The organism is Streptomyces sp. NPDC023541, from assembly GCF_055559995.1.
This window is the reverse complement of record NZ_JBVHJO010000011.1, coordinates 63,762-78,139: the sequence shown is the minus strand read 5'-3', so window position 1 is coordinate 78,139 and position 14,378 is coordinate 63,762. Positions and strand designations below refer to the sequence as shown.

13 protein-coding genes and 1 tRNA gene are annotated in these 14,378 nt (G+C 69.0%); 9 read left to right on the top strand and 5 right to left on the bottom strand.

The features are described from left to right. Nucleotides 1-189: 189 nt before the first annotated feature. The 8 genes from ACZ3X1_RS25650 (at nucleotide 190) to ACZ3X1_RS25615 (ending at nucleotide 9,954) form a co-directional block, all read left to right on the top strand. Nucleotides 190-2,460 (top strand): FdhF/YdeP family oxidoreductase, encoded by a 2,271-nt coding sequence (locus ACZ3X1_RS25650; RefSeq protein WP_467281104.1) that lies wholly within the window; start codon nucleotides 190-192, stop codon nucleotides 2,458-2,460. Between the two features lie 54 nt (nucleotides 2,461-2,514). Then, nucleotides 2,515-3,006, top strand: a complete 492-nt coding sequence (locus ACZ3X1_RS25645; RefSeq protein ID WP_467281103.1) for a PaaI family thioesterase — start codon at nucleotides 2,515-2,517, stop codon at nucleotides 3,004-3,006. A 217-nt stretch (nucleotides 3,007-3,223) separates the two neighbouring features. Beyond that, nucleotides 3,224-3,625 carry a hypothetical protein gene (locus ACZ3X1_RS25640; RefSeq protein ID WP_467281102.1) on the top strand — a complete coding sequence of 134 codons (402 nt, stop codon included), beginning with the start codon at nucleotides 3,224-3,226 and terminating at the stop codon, nucleotides 3,623-3,625. Between the two features lie 542 nt (nucleotides 3,626-4,167). Next, a complete protein-coding gene (locus tag ACZ3X1_RS25635) occupies nucleotides 4,168-5,400 on the top strand; it encodes a branched-chain amino acid ABC transporter substrate-binding protein (protein ID WP_136234319.1) in 1,233 nt (410 codons plus the stop codon). A 108-nt stretch (nucleotides 5,401-5,508) separates the two neighbouring features. Beyond that, nucleotides 5,509-6,441 (top strand): branched-chain amino acid ABC transporter permease, encoded by a 933-nt coding sequence (locus ACZ3X1_RS25630; RefSeq protein WP_030846419.1) that lies wholly within the window; start codon nucleotides 5,509-5,511, stop codon nucleotides 6,439-6,441. A gap of 5 nt (nucleotides 6,442-6,446) precedes the next feature. Further along, nucleotides 6,447-8,171 (top strand): branched-chain amino acid ABC transporter permease, encoded by a 1,725-nt coding sequence (locus ACZ3X1_RS25625; protein ID WP_362632794.1) that lies wholly within the window; start codon nucleotides 6,447-6,449, stop codon nucleotides 8,169-8,171. A 5-nt stretch (nucleotides 8,172-8,176) separates the two neighbouring features. Continuing rightward, a complete protein-coding gene (locus tag ACZ3X1_RS25620) occupies nucleotides 8,177-9,241 on the top strand; it encodes an ABC transporter ATP-binding protein (protein ID WP_390075189.1) in 1,065 nt (354 codons plus the stop codon). Continuing rightward, nucleotides 9,238-9,954 (top strand): ABC transporter ATP-binding protein, encoded by a 717-nt coding sequence (locus ACZ3X1_RS25615; protein ID WP_046775340.1) that lies wholly within the window; start codon nucleotides 9,238-9,240, stop codon nucleotides 9,952-9,954. Before ACZ3X1_RS25620 ends, ACZ3X1_RS25615 begins: the two co-directional genes overlap by 4 nt. A 72-nt stretch (nucleotides 9,955-10,026) precedes the next feature. Here the strand turns inward: ACZ3X1_RS25615 and ACZ3X1_RS25610 are convergent, their stop codons facing one another. Further along, nucleotides 10,027-10,680, bottom strand: a complete 654-nt coding sequence (locus tag ACZ3X1_RS25610; protein ID WP_356812124.1) for an ANTAR domain-containing response regulator — start codon at nucleotides 10,678-10,680, stop codon at nucleotides 10,027-10,029. A 99-nt stretch (nucleotides 10,681-10,779) separates the two neighbouring features. Here ACZ3X1_RS25610 and ACZ3X1_RS25605 point away from each other — a divergent pair. Next, nucleotides 10,780-10,852: transfer RNA gene (locus tag ACZ3X1_RS25605), tRNA-Leu, on the top strand. A 119-nt stretch (nucleotides 10,853-10,971) separates the two neighbouring features. On the opposite strand, the gene ACZ3X1_RS25600 is transcribed toward ACZ3X1_RS25605, so the two are convergent. The 4 genes from ACZ3X1_RS25600 to pyk form a co-directional block, all read right to left on the bottom strand. Further along, nucleotides 10,972-11,559: a GNAT family N-acetyltransferase gene (locus ACZ3X1_RS25600; protein WP_356812123.1), complete on the bottom strand. Its 588-nt coding sequence runs from the start codon at nucleotides 11,557-11,559 to the stop codon at nucleotides 10,972-10,974. 50 nt (nucleotides 11,560-11,609) lie between these two features. Further along, entirely contained in the window at nucleotides 11,610-12,068 is a 459-nt protein-coding gene (locus tag ACZ3X1_RS25595) for a MarR family winged helix-turn-helix transcriptional regulator (protein ID WP_356812122.1), read from the bottom strand. Between the two features lie 192 nt (nucleotides 12,069-12,260). Continuing rightward, nucleotides 12,261-12,845, bottom strand: coding sequence for a hypothetical protein (locus ACZ3X1_RS25590; protein WP_467281101.1), 585 nt, complete (start codon nucleotides 12,843-12,845; stop codon nucleotides 12,261-12,263). Nucleotides 12,846-12,910: 65 nt separating this feature from the next. Next, the gene (gene pyk, locus ACZ3X1_RS25585; protein ID WP_356812118.1) at nucleotides 12,911-14,338 is read right to left on the bottom strand and encodes a pyruvate kinase; all 1,428 of its coding nucleotides are present in this window, start codon (nucleotides 14,336-14,338) and stop codon (nucleotides 12,911-12,913) included. Nucleotides 14,339-14,378 lie beyond the last annotated feature (40 nt).

Sequence of the window (14,378 nt, the reverse complement as noted above, 5' to 3'; positions counted from 1 at the left end):
TCCTAGGCGCCCCCACCGACAATTCCGGCCCGTCGCCTCCCCCTGCGCATCCGCCCCACCGGACGCCCCGGCGCACCGGCCGGGGCGCCGCGAACACCGGACCTCCTCCCCCGGTACCCGTGGGTCGTGCAAGGATCGAAGGACGCGGCCACCCGTGCTGCGACGTACGTACGCTCGAAGGGGAGCGCGATGGCGACCAAGCCGCCCACAGGTGATCCGGTACAGGACGCACCGCAGGTCACACCGCCCAAGCACGCGGCCGCCGGCCTGCCCGCGATCGGCCACACCCTGCGGATCGCGCACCAGCAGATGGGTCTGGCCCGCACCGCCCGCACCCTTCTCAAGGTCAACCAGAAGGACGGCTTCGACTGCCCGGGCTGTGCCTGGCCCGAGGGCGACAAGCGGCACACCGCCGAATTCTGCGAGAACGGCGCCAAGGCCGTCGCGGAGGAGGCGACCCTGCGCCGGGTCACCCCGGAGTTCTTCGCCGCGCATCCCGTGGCCGACCTGGCCACCCGCTCCGGCTATTGGCTGGGCCAGCAGGGCCGCATCACCGAGCCCGTGTACCTCCCCGAGGGCGGCGACCGCTACGAGGCGATCAGCTGGGAGCGCGCCTTCGCCGTCATCGCGGAGGAGCTGACCGCGCTCGGCTCCCCCGACGAGGCCCTCTTCTACACCTCGGGCCGCACCAGCAACGAGGCCGCGTTCCTCTTCCAGCTCTTCGCGCGCGAGTTCGGCACCAACAACCTGCCCGACTGCTCCAACATGTGCCACGAGTCCTCGGGCTCCGCGCTGACCGAGACCATCGGGATCGGCAAGGGCAGCGTCTCCCTCGAAGACCTCCACCAGGCCGACCTGATCATCGTCGCCGGGCAGAACCCGGGCACCAACCACCCGCGCATGCTCTCCGCCCTGGAGCGGGCCAAGACCGCCGGCGCGAAGATCATCTCGGTGAACCCGCTGCCCGAAGCCGGCATGGAGCGGTTCAAGAACCCGCAGACCCCGCTCGGCATGCTCAAGGGCACCGCCCTCAACGACCTCTTCCTGCAGATCCGCATCGGCGGCGACCAGGCCCTCTTCCGCCTCCTCAACAAGCTCGTCATCGAGACCGAGGGCGCCACCGACGAGGCCTTCATCCGCGAGCACACCCACGGCTACGAGGACCTCGCCGCCGCCGCGAAGGAGGCCGACTGGGACGAGACCCTCACCGCGACCGGTCTGACCCGGCCCGAGATCGAGCGCGCGCTGGCCATGGTCCTGGCCTCGAAGCGCACCATCGTCTGCTGGGCCATGGGCCTCACGCAGCACAAGCACGCCGTCGCCACCATCCGCGAGGTCGTCAACCTCCTCCTGCTGCGCGGGGACATCGGCCGCCCCGGCGCCGGCGTCTGCCCCGTCCGCGGGCACTCCAACGTCCAGGGCGACCGCACCATGGGCATCTTCGAACGGCCCGCGCCCGCCTTCCTCGACGCCCTCGACAAGGAATTCGGCATCACCTCGCCCCGCGGCCACGGCTACGACGTGGTCCGCTCCATCCAGGCGATGCGCGACGGCCGGGCCAAGGTCCTCTTCGCCATGGGCGGCAACTTCGTCGGTGCCACCCCCGACACCGACGTCACCGAGGCCGCGATCCGCCGCACCGCCCTGACCGTGCACGTCTCCACCAAGCTCAACCGCTCCCACGCGGTCACCGGCCGGCGCGCCCTGATCCTGCCCACCCTCGGCCGCACCGACAAGGACGTCCAGGCCTCGGGCCGGCAGTTCGTCACCGTCGAGGACTCCATGGGCATGGTCCACGCCTCCCGCGGCAACCTCGCCCCCGCCTCCCCGCACCTGCTCTCCGAACCCGCGATCGTGGCCCGCATGGCCCGCGCCGTCCTCGGCACCGCCTCCCCAACCCCCTGGGAGCAGTTCGAGCGCGACTACGCCGCCATCCGCGACCGGATCTCCCGCGTGGTCCCCGGCTTCGAGGACTTCAGCGCCCGCGCCGCCCGCCCCGAGGGCTTCCGCCTCCCCCACGCCCCGCGCGACGAACGCCGCTTCCCCACCAAGACGGGCAAGGCCAATTTCACCGCGGCGCCCGTCGAATACCCGCGGGTCCCGCAGGGTCGGCTGCTCCTGCAGACCCTGCGCAGCCACGACCAGTACAACACCACCATCTACGGCCTCGACGACCGCTACCGCGGCATCACCGGAGGCCGCCGCGTCGTCATGGTCAACCCCGCCGACGCCGCGGAGCTCGGCCTGGCCGACGGCTCGTACACCGACCTGGTGAGCGAGTGGAAGGACGGCGTGGAGCGGCGCGCACCGGGATTCCGCGTCGTGCACTACCCGACCGCCCGCGGCTGCGCCGCCGCCTACTACCCCGAGACGAACGTGCTGGTGCCGCTCGACTCCACCGCGGACACCAGCAATACCCCGGCGAGCAAGTCCGTCGTCGTGCGCTTCGAACCGGCCTGATAGAACGACCTCAGGACATGAAGGTTAACGAGCGTTGACGAACGGAGCCTGACCATGGGTGAGCAGCACGCAGTGAAGTTCCCGCAGGAGGTCCTCGACGAGTACGCGGCCCTGGGCGTCGACCTGCCCGCGCTGTTCTCGGCCGGCGACCTCGGCGAGCGCATGGACATCCGCATCCTGGAGGCCTCCGCCGACCGCGTCGTCGCCACCATGCCCGTCAAGGGCAACACCCAGCCCTACGGACTGCTCCACGGCGGCGCCTCCGCCGTACTGGCCGAAACCCTCGGCTCGATCGGCGCCATGATGCACGGCGGCATCAACAAGATCGCCGTCGGCGTGGACCTGAACTGCACCCACCACCGGGGCGCCCGCAGCGGCATCGTCACCGGCGTCGCCACCCCGGTGCACCGCGGCCGCTCGACCGCCACCTTCGAGATCGTCATCACCGACGAGCAGGACAAGCGGATCTGCACCGCCCGCCTGACCTGCCTGCTGCGCGACGTCGACCAGGTCGCCGGGGGCGCCGAGGCCCACGCGGGATCCTGACCCGGCCGAGAGCCCGGCACCCCTGCCGCAGGGCGTCCCCAGGCCCGGACCCCGACCCTCACGGGCGGTGGATCCGGGCCTGCGCCGTCCCGGCGCTCCCGGGCACCGGCGCTCCCGGGCACGCCTCCCCGGCCCGCGAACGCCCGGAATCCGCCAGTCCGCACGCTTCGCGGCGACATCTGTTGTCTCGCAGGGGGCCACCGCCTACCGTCCCCCCATGGGGACCATGCCACGCACGGCCCGGTACGCCGCCCACACCCTCCTCGCGGTGCTCGCCCTGACCGGGTGCCCATCCTCCGCACCACCCTCCGCGGCGGGTTCCCCGAGCTCCTCCGCCCCCACCCCCGCCTCGCCCGTACAGGTGTGTACGAGCCTGGTGTCCTACTGGGCGAGGGAGACCCTCCTGGGCACCCAATGGTCCGGCCTGGACTGGGAACAGAAGGGACTTTCCAACGACCAGTACGCGATCCACGAGGACGCGGTGGCCGCGGGGCGCGCCGAGGAACGAACTGCCGGGCGGGACAAGGCACTTGAGCTGATCGACCGGCTCGTCGCGCAGCGCTGCGCCGAACAGGACGGCGCGACGCGCAGTTCGGAGAACTGGCGTCCGCCGATGTGACCGGCGTCACCGCATTCCGAGCACACTGTCCGGCTTCCGGTCACATGACCCTGCGGGGTCGAACCGCAGGTGAGGGGCCCTGCCATCCCCAGGACAAGATCCTTCACAGTCCCGACACACCGCCGCAATGATCACTCTGCGTAATGCCCAGGACGGTCTTAATCCGTCTTTTCCCTTGAGAATGGCCACCCCGCGGATTCTTTCGGACACACGCTGCCACATTCGGCTGAATTTGATCTAAGACAGGTGCATGGAGCCCTCAAGCCCCTTAGGGGAACAGGTATTTCTCACGATGCGGACAATCTTAGAGGTACCTAAATGTCCGGTTTGCTCTAACTCTCACCACACATTCTTGGCCTTGGCATAACAAGAGCGTCACATCCTCCTTTCCCGCCTCCCGGTGCTCGCCACCTCGGCCCTAGAGTCACGGCCAGTCACCGCGCCGCAGAGCGCGAATCAGCACGGCCGTGGACCTCTCCAGTGCGGCCCGGCGACCCAACGGCAACTCGACAGAGTGCGCCGCGCCAGGGAAAGGAAGAATCGTGCGACACCGTTCTTTGCTCATCCTCACCACCGTGATCACCACGGGAGCACTGACCCTCACCGCTTGCGGATCGCGCGACGGAGGCTCCAAGGACAACAGCGGCGGCAAGAAGACCGTCGTCGTCATCGGCGTCGACGCCCCGCTCACCGGATCCCTCTCCGCTCTCGGTCAGGGCATCAAGAACTCCGTCGACCTCGCGGCCAAGACGGCCAACAAGAACAACGAGGTCCCGGGCATCGAGTTCAAGGTCGAGGCCCTCGACGACCAGGCCGTCCCGGCCTCCGGCCAGGCCAACGCCACCAAGCTCGTCGGCAACAAGGACGTCCTCGGCGTCGTCGGCCCGCTGAACTCGGGCGTCGCCCAGCAGATGCAGGGTGTCTTCGCCTCCGCCAAGCTGGCGCAGGTCTCCCCCGCCAACACCAACCCCGCGCTCAGCCAGGGCGACAACTGGGGCAAGGGCGAGTTCAAGCGCGGCTTCGACACCTACTTCCGCACCGCCGCCACCGACGTGGTCCAGGGCAAGTTCGCCGCCCAGTACCTCTTCAAGGACGCCGGCAAGAAGAAGGTCTTCATCGTCGACGACAAGCAGACCTACGGCGCCGGCCTCGCCGCGATCTTCGCCGACGAGTTCAAGAAGCTCGGTGGCGAGGTCGCCGGCACCGACCACGTCACCGTGAAGGAGACCGACTTCTCCTCCACCGCCGACAAGGTCAAGTCCTCCGGCGCCGACTCCGTCTACTTCGGCGGCCAGTACCCCGAGGGCGGCCTGCTCGCCGACCAGATCAAGAAGACCGGCGCCAACGTCCCGCTCATGGGCGGCGACGGCATCCAGGACCCCGCCTTCATCAGCGCCTCCGGTGAGGCCAACGAGGGCGACCTCGCCACCTCCATCGGCTACCCGGTCGAGAAGCTGGACACCGCCAAGAAGTTCATCGAGGACTACAAGGCCGAGGGTTACAAGGACCCGTACGCCGCCTACGGTGGCTACTCCTACGACGCCGGCTGGGCCGTCATCCAGGCCGTCAAGGCCGTCGTCGCCGCCAACAGCGGCAAGCTCCCCGACGACGCCCGCGCCAAGGTCGTCGAGGCTCTCGGCAAGGTCTCCTTCGAGGGCGTGACCGGCAAGGTCGCCTTCGACCAGTACGGCGACACCACCAACAAGCAGCTCACGGTCTACAAGGTCGAGGGCGGCAAGTGGGTCGACGTCAAGAGCGACACCTTCAACCAGTAAGCCCGTAGCACCCAGCACCACCCGTAACACCTGAACCAACGCCGCGCGAGGGCGCAAACAGTGCCCTCGCGCGGAGTCTTATCCGACACGCTCATCGGAGGCCCTGCGGTGCACGAACTGCCGCAACAGCTGGCCAACGGCCTGGCCCTCGGTGCTCTCTATGGCCTCATCGCCATCGGGTACACCATGGTCTACGGCATCGTCCAGCTCATCAACTTCGCCCACGGCGAGATCTTCATGATCGGCGGCTTCGGCGCGCTCACCGCCTACGCCATCCTCCCGACCGGCACCACCCTGCTGATCGCGATACCCGTCATGATCGTCGGCGGCGCCATCTGCTCCGTCGCCGTGGCATGCGCAGCCGAACGCTTCGCCTACCGCCCCTTGCGCAGCGCTCCAAGGCTCGCACCCCTCATCACCGCAATCGGCCTCTCGATCGCGCTCCAGCAGCTCGTCTGGCAGTTCTACCCGGACGCCAAGAAGGCCGTCAGCTTCCCCGAGTTCACGGGCCCGGCGTTCAAGATCACCGACAGCCTCGCGATCCAGCGTGCGGACCTCTTCGTCCTCATCCTCGCCCCGCTCTGCATGCTCGCCCTCGGCGTCTTCGTCCAGAAGAGCCGCAGCGGCCGCGCCATGCAGGCCACCGCGCAGGACCCCGACACCGCCAAGCTGATGGGCATCAACACCGACCGCATCATCGTCATGGCCTTCGCCATCGGTGCCGCGTTCGCCGCCGTCGCAGCCGTCGCCTACGGCGTCGACAAGGGCCAGATCAACTTCGAGATGGGCTTCATCCTCGGCCTCAAGGCCTTCACCGCGGCCGTCCTCGGCGGCATCGGCAACATCTACGGAGCCATGGTCGGCGGCGTCGTCCTCGGACTCGCCGAAGCCCTCTCGATCGCCTACATCGAAGAGATCCCCGGCATGCAGCAGCTCGGCGGCGGAGCCTGGTCCAACGTCTGGGCCTTCGTACTCCTCATCGTCGTCCTCCTCGTGCGGCCCCAAGGCCTGCTCGGCCAGCGCGTCACGGATCGGGCGTGAGAACCATGACCACCAACACCACCCCGCAGACGCAGACCGCGAAGACGGCACCCGCACCCGCCGCGCTCCTCTACGCGATCGTCGGTGGCAGCCTCCTCACCATCGTCAGCGCCTTCCTCGCCTGGACGTGGACCGCCGACTTCCCCGGCGACCTCACCTTCTACGGCAGCCCCGCCGACCTCCAGTACGTCACCCTGGCCGGCGCCGCCCTCACCCTGGTGCACGCGCTCGCCGCACTCGGCGTCAAGGGCTTCAGCTGGCTCACTCCCGCCGGCTCCCGCAAGGCCGTCTGGTTCCTGGCCCTCGGCACCCTGGCCGCCACCTGGTTCACGGTCATCTCGATCACCGTCGTCCTCGGCGGCGTGGTCAACCTCGAACCCGGCGCCTACGTCGCCCTCGTCGGCTCCCTCGTCCCGGCCCTCGCCGCGTACAAGCTCCCCGACGACACCCGCAAGGCCGCCCCGGCCAAGAGCAAGCTGCCCTCCTGGGCCGAGATCCTCATCATCACCGGCGTCTTCGCCCTCGGCCTCTTCGTCATCACCTTCGGCATCGACACCGATGACAAGGAACCGCAGCTCTTCGTCGCCTACCTGATCATGGTCGGCCTCGCGGCCCTCGCCCTGAACAAGTCGGGCCTCCTCGCCCGCTTCTCGGTGCTCACCGCGAACAACCGCCAGGTCACCCTCCTCGGCACCGCGGCCGCCGCGATCGCCTTCCCGTTCATCCAGCAGAGCGGCGACACCTACACGCTGATCGCGGTCAACATCCTGATCTTCGCGACCGTCGCCCTCGGCCTCAACATCGTCGTCGGCCTCGCCGGTCTCCTGGACCTCGGATACGTCGCCTTCCTCGGTGTCGGCGCCTACGCCGCCGCCCTGGTCTCCGGCAGCACCGCCTCCGCCTTCGGCATCCACCTCCCCTTCTGGGCAGCGGTCATCGTCGGCGCGATCGTCTCGCTCGTCTTCGGCGTGGTCATCGGTGCACCGACCCTGCGCCTGCGCGGCGACTACCTCGCCATCGTGACCCTCGGCTTCGGAGAAATCTTCCGCATCGCCATGGGCAACCTCGACGGCACCTCCGGCCCGGACGTCACCAACGGCCCCAACGGCATCCCGAACATCCCCCACCTCGAAATCTTCGGGTGGAACTTCGGCGAGTCCCACATTGTCGCCGGCATCGAACTCGGCGCCTACGCCAACTACTACTTCCTGATGCTGCTGGTGATGGCCCTGGTCGTCCTGGTCTTCGCCCGCGCCGGCAACAGCCGCATCGGCCGCGCCTGGGTCGCCATCCGTGAGGACGAGACCGCCGCCGAAGCCATGGGCATCAACGGCTTCAAGGTCAAGCTCATCGCCTTCGCCCTCGGCGCCACCCTCGCCGGCCTCGCCGGCACCGTCCAGGCACACGTCAACACCACGGTCGTCCCCGAGAACTACGTCTTCGCCGGGCCCGTCCCGCCGAACTCCGCGTTCCTCCTCGCCGCCGTCATCCTCGGCGGCATGGGCACCATCCGCGGCCCCATCCTCGGCGCCGCACTCCTCTTCCTGATCCCGGCGAAGCTGGCCTTCCTCCAGGACTACCAGCTCCTCGCCTTCGGCATCGCCCTCATCCTGCTCATGCGCTTCCGCCCTGAAGGCCTCATCGCCAACAAGCGCGCGCAGCTCGAGTTCCACGACGACACCGCTGACCAGGCCCCCCAGGACCTGGCCACCGCCAAGGCGGGGGCGTGAACAACATGACGACCACCACGGACACCACCACCAAGACCAAGACCACGGTTCTCGAAGCCAAGGGCGTCACCATGCGCTTCGGCGGCCTCACCGCCGTCAAGGGCGTCGACCTCCAGGTCAACGCGGGCGAGATCGTCGGACTCATCGGCCCCAACGGCGCCGGCAAGACCACCTTCTTCAACTGCCTCACCGGGCTGTACGTCCCCACCGAGGGCTCCGTCAGCTACAAGGGCAAGGTCCTCCCGCCCAAGCCCCACCGGGTCACCGAGGCCGGCATCGCCCGCACCTTCCAGAACATCCGGCTCTTCCATAACATGACGGTGATGGAGAACGTCCTCGTCGGACGCCACACCCGCACGAAGGAAGGCCTCTGGTCCGCCCTGCTGCGCGGCCCCGGCTTCAAGAAGGCCGAAGCCGCCAGCGAGGCACGCGCCATGGAACTCCTCGAGTTCATCGGCCTGGAGCACAAGGCCGACCACCTCGCGAAGAACCTCCCCTACGGCGAGCAGCGCAAGCTGGAGATCGCCCGCGCCCTCGCCAGCGACCCCGGTCTCATCCTCCTGGACGAGCCCACCGCCGGCATGAACCCGCAGGAGACCCGCGCCGCCGAAGAGCTCATCTTCGCGATCCGGGACATGGGCATCGCCGTACTCGTCATCGAGCACGACATGCGCTTCATCTTCAACCTGTGCGACCGCGTCGCCTGCCTCGTCCAGGGCGAGAAGCTCATCGAAGGCACCGCCTCTGAAGTCCAGGGCGACGAGCGCGTCATCGCGGCCTACCTCGGCACCCCCTTCGAGGGCGAGCCGGGAGCGGCCGAGGTCGCCGCGGTCGAGGCGGCAGAAGCCCACGCCGAGGTACAGACCGAGGCTGCGGCCGAGGCGGAAGCCGAAGCGGAGGCCGAGCCCGAGGCTGCGGCCGACGCCGAGGCCGGGACCGAGGCGGAAGCCGCGGACGAGGACGAGGCCCCCGCGGCCGACTCGGACGACGCACCCGCCACGGACGCCGAGGCCGAGGGCGACGCGGACAGCACCACCAGCACCACCAGCACGGAAGGAGAGGCCAAGTGACCGCACTGCTCAAGGTCGAGGACCTCAAGGTCGCCTACGGCAAGATCGAAGCCGTCAAGGGAATCTCCTTCGAGGTCAACGAAGGCGAAATCGTCTGCCTCGTCGGCACCAACGGCGCCGGCAAGACGACCACCCTGCGTACCCTCTCCGGGCTCCTGAAGCCCACCGCGGGCAGCGTCACCTTCGACGGCCAGCCCCTCGTCGGCGTCCCCGCCCACAAGATCGTCGCCCTGAAGCTGGCTCACTCCCCCGAGGGCCGCCACATCTTCCCGCGGCTGACGATCGAGGAGAACCTCCAGCTCGGCGCCTTCCTCCGCAGCGACAAGGACGGCATCGAGAAGGACATCCAGCGCGCCTACGACCTCTTCCCCATCCTGGGCGAGCGTCGCAAGCAGGCCGCCGGCACCCTCTCGGGCGGTGAGCAGCAGATGCTCGCCATGGGGCGCGCGCTCATGTGCCAGCCGAAGCTCCTCATGCTGGACGAGCCCTCCATGGGTCTCTCCCCGCTGATGATGCAGAAGATCATGTCGACCATCTCCGAGCTCAAGGCCTCGGGCATGACGATCCTGCTCGTCGAGCAGAACGCCCAGGCGGCGCTCTCCCTCGCCGACCAGGCGCACGTCATGGAGATCGGCAAGATCGTCCTCTCGGGCACCGGCCAGGACCTCCTCCACAACGAGGACGTCCGCAAGGCCTACCTCGGCGAGGACTGACAGAACGTGTGAGGCCCGCCTCCCTCGGGGGAGGCGGGCCTCACGCATGTTCCGGGGACCCCGGGAGGGGAACTACTTCCCGCTCTCCTTCTTCTTCGCCTCGGCGTCCTCGATGACCACCTCGGCGACCTGCTGCATCGACATCCGGCGGTCCATGGAGGACTTCTGGATCCAGCGGAAGGCCGCGGGCTCGGTCAGCCCGTACTGCGTCTGCAGGATGCTCTTCGCCCGGTCGACCAGCTTGCGGGTCTCCAGCCGCTGCGAGAGGTCCGCGACCTCCTGCTCCAGAGCACGCAGCTCGGCGAACCGGGACACCGCCATCTCGATGGCCGGCACCACGTCGCTCTTGCTGAACGGCTTCACGAGGTACGCCATGGCCCCGGCGTCCCGGGCCCGCTCGACGAGGTCGCGCTGCGAGAACGCCGTCAGCATCAGGACGGGCGCGATGGACTCCTGCGCGATCTTCTCAGCGGCGGAGATCCCGTCCAGGACGGGCATCTTCACGTCGAGGATGACCAGGTCGGGCCGGTGCTCGCGGGCGAGCTCGACGGCCGTCTGCCCGTCGCCGGCCTCGCCGACGACGGAGTAGCCCTCTTCTTCGAGCATCTCTTTGAGGTCGAGACGGATGAGCGCCTCGTCCTCGGCGATGACGACCCGGGTCGTCAACGGCGGAACGTGCGACTGGTCGGCGTCGGGCGTGGGCGTCGACTCGTGCTCGGCGGTCACGGGGGCTCCTTGTTGCAAGGCGATTCAGCTCCCCCGAGCCTACCTAGCTCCTGTATGTTTGTGACACGGAGGGTCTTCTGTATCCTTCATTTCGAAGGGGCCCCGGTAGCCCAGCGGTAGAGGCAATGGATTCAAAACCCATTCAGCGTCGGTTCGAATCCGACCCGGGGTACTTCTCCTTCAATTTCAAGGTCGCGAGGATAATTCAGCGATCTTCACTCGTCCCGGTGAACGAAACTTCGAATTGCGGCCAACCGGGCGAAGGCCGGCGAGGCTCCCGATCGCGGAGCACTATCCCTCGTTGTCTTCCGGGTCGGTGGACAGGCGGGCGTGCAGGTGTTCGTCGTGGTGGAGGCCGTCTCCGAAGAGGTGGGACTCGCGCAGGGTGCCTTCGGGGAGGTAGCCGCAGCGGTGGGCGACGCGGCAGGATGCCTCGTTCCCGGTGGCGTGGGCGAGTTCGATGCGGCGGGCACCGGCCGTGTGGAAGCCCCAGGTGGTGACGGCCCTGGTGGCGCGGGTGGCCAGGCCGCGGCCGCGCGCGTCCGGGAGGAGCCAGTAGCCGATCATGGCGAGGCCGTCCGCCCGGTCGACCCAGCGGAGGTTGACGGTGCCGAGCAGGGCGCCGTCGGTCGCGGCCAGGGCGGCGAAGGCGGCGCCCGCGCCCCGGTCCCAGCCGTCCTCGCGGGCTTCGAGCCAGGTCTGGGCGGCTTTGCGGTCGGTCGCGGCGAGGGGGTTCCAGAGGGCGATCGTCGGGTCGGCCGCGGCGGCGACGAGGTCGTCCAGGCGCTCCGGTCCGGCGGGATCGCGGCCCCACGGGTGGAGAGTCGCGTCGCCCAGGTCGAGTGTGGTGCGGACGAACGTCCTCATGGAAGTGCTCATGGCGCCCTTCCTACTCGGCCGCCGGTCCTGTCGCCAGCCCTTTTCGGACGTTACGGCAGGTCGCCGTCACCTCCGAGGTTGCCGGCCATGCGGCGCAGTACGTCGATGGTGGCCGCGTATTCGGCGTCGTCGATGCCCTGCCGCATCGCGGTGTGGACCTCGGCGTTGCGGGCGTGGGCGCGGAGGCGGCCCGCCTCGCCCGCCTCCGTCAGCGTCATGCCGTCGGTGGTCTCGGTGAGCCAGCCGCGGGCGGTGAGGTCGTCGTAGACGGTGTCGAAGTCGGTGTGCTGGTCGTCGTACGGGGCGAGCTTCGTGGTGAGGGTGGGGCGGGTCCATGCGCCGGGGGCGCCGGCGACGTGGTTGAGGGTCCACCAGTGGGGCTGGGTGAGGTCCTCCTCGGCGAGGGCGGTGCGGAGGGCTCCGACGGCCAGGTTGGCGACTTCGCGGCTCCAGTAGCCGATGGGCTGGGCGGCGAGCTGTGCCGGGGAGTACTGCTTGGCGGTGGTCATGCGGGTGACCGTAGGACCTCAAGTGGGCTTGGGGTCAAGGGCGGTAGGGAGTGTCGTCAAAGTGGCGTCGGCCGCCCGAAGGGCGGGGCCGGCGGGGCCTGGTGCGCGCGATCGCAAGGCGGAGGAGGGAATCGACGCGGAGCGTCGGTGACCGACGACAACGCGGCGAGCGTGCGTGCCAGGCCCCGCCGGTCAGGCGGGACTTTGACGACACGATCCAGGGGGGTGGACCTCCCGTACGACTGCGGTGGCGGTCGCGGGACGGCCTTCGTGCATGGTGATGCGTTGGCCGGGTCGGACGTGGTTCCAGTGGGCGGGGGCGAGGGGGACGAGGCGGGCGGTGGTGCGGTCGCCGGGTTCCAGGGAAGGGGTGTTTTCGAGCCAGAGGGCGGCGATGTTCACGGCCGGCTCGCCGGTGGGTGAGAGGTTGCCGATGTTCCATACGGGGCGTAGGACGCCGTGTCCGGGGATCGGTGCCCTGCGTGCGCCGAGGGTGAGGTCGATCCGGATCGTGCCGTTGCGGAGTTCGGCGGATCGCCAGTGGCACCAGGCCGTGCTGTGGGCGAGGTGGAGTTGCTCGGCGGCTTGGGCGAGTTGTTCCCAGAAGTGCCGGGATCGGGGCGGCGTGTTCCCGAGTTCTTCCAGGAGGTTGAGGGCGGTTTCCCACTCGTCGTGGGCGAGGTGGTCCCAGACGTCCCGCGCCGTGAGGTCGTTGTCGGTGGCCTTCTCCTCGGGGGTGAGGAGGGCGGCTGATTCGAGCAGCTCGATGACGTCCATGGGGTGATTGTCCGCACCGCGCCGGGCGCTCCGGCGCGGTGGGGTGGGATGGGGGGTGGAGCGGGTCAGCGGACGGCGTCGCCGATGTGGTGGATGCGGACGAGGTTGGTGGAGCCGGTGACGCCGGGGGGTGAGCCGGCGGTGATGACGACGACGTCGCCGCTCACGCAGCGGCCGATGCGCAGGAGTTCTTCTTCGACCTGGGCGACCATGGCGTCGGTGGAGTCGACGTGGGGGCCGAGGAAGGTTTCGACGCCCCAGGTGAGGTTGAGCTGCGAGCGGGTGGCCGGGTCGGGGGTGAAGGCGAGGAGGGGGATGGGTGAGCGGTAGCGGGAGAGGCGGCGGACGGTGTCGCCGCTCTGGGTGAAGGCGACGAGGAATTTGGCGTCGAGGAAGTCGCCCATTTCGGCGGCTGCGCGGGCGACGGCTCCGCCTTGGGTGCGGGGCTTGTTGCGGTCGGTGAGGGGCGGGAGGCCCTTGGCGAGGATGTCCTCTTCGGCGGCTTCGACGATGCGGGACATGGTGCGGACGGTTTCGACGGGGTGTTTGCCGACACTGGTCTCGCCGGAGAGCATGACTGCGTCGGTACCGTCGATGACGGCGTTGGCGACGTCGGAGGCCTCGGCGCGGGTGGGCCGGGAGTTGTCGATCATCGAGTCGAGCATCTGGGTGGCGACGATGACGGGTTTGGCGTTGCGCTTGGCGAGTTTGACGGCGCGCTTTTGGACGATGGGGACTTGCTCCAGGGGCATTTCGACGCCGAGGTCGCCGCGGGCGACCATGATGCCGTCGAAGGCGGCGACGATGTCGTCGATGTTGTCGACGGCCTGGGGCTTTTCGATTTTGGCGATGACGGGGAGGCGGCGGCCCTCTTCGTCCATGACGCGGTGGACGTCCTCGATGTCGCGGCCGCTGCGGACGAAGGAGAGGGCGATGACGTCGGCGCCGGTGCGCAGGGCCCAGCGGAGGTCTTCGATGTCCTTGTCGGAGAGGGCGGGAACGGAGACGGCTACGCCGGGGAGGTTGAGGCCCTTGTGGTCGGAGACCATGCCGCCTTCGATGACGCGGGTGTGGACGCGGGGTCCGTCCACGGCGGTGACTTCGAGGGTGACGCGGCCGTCGTCGACGAGGATGCGTTCGCCGGTGGTGACGTCTGCGGCGAGTCCCTTGTAGGTGGTGCCGCAGGCGTGGCGGTCGCCTTCGTGGTCTTCGACGGTGATGGTGAAGTCGTCGCCGCGTTCAAGGAGTACGGGTCCTTCGCGGAAGCGGCCGAGGCGGATCTTCGGGCCTTGAAGGTCGGCGAGGACGCCGACGCTGCGGCCGGTCTCGTCGGAGGCCTTGCGCACACGCTGGTAGCGCTCCTCGTGTTCGGCGTAGGTGCCGTGGCTGAGGTTGAAGCGGGCGATGTCCATTCCGGCTTCGACCAGTGCTTTGATCTGGTCGTATGAGTCGGTGGCGGGGCCCAGGGTACATACGATTTTCGCTCGGCGCATAAGGCGAGCGTATTCCCCTACCAACGGGTAGGTAATCGCT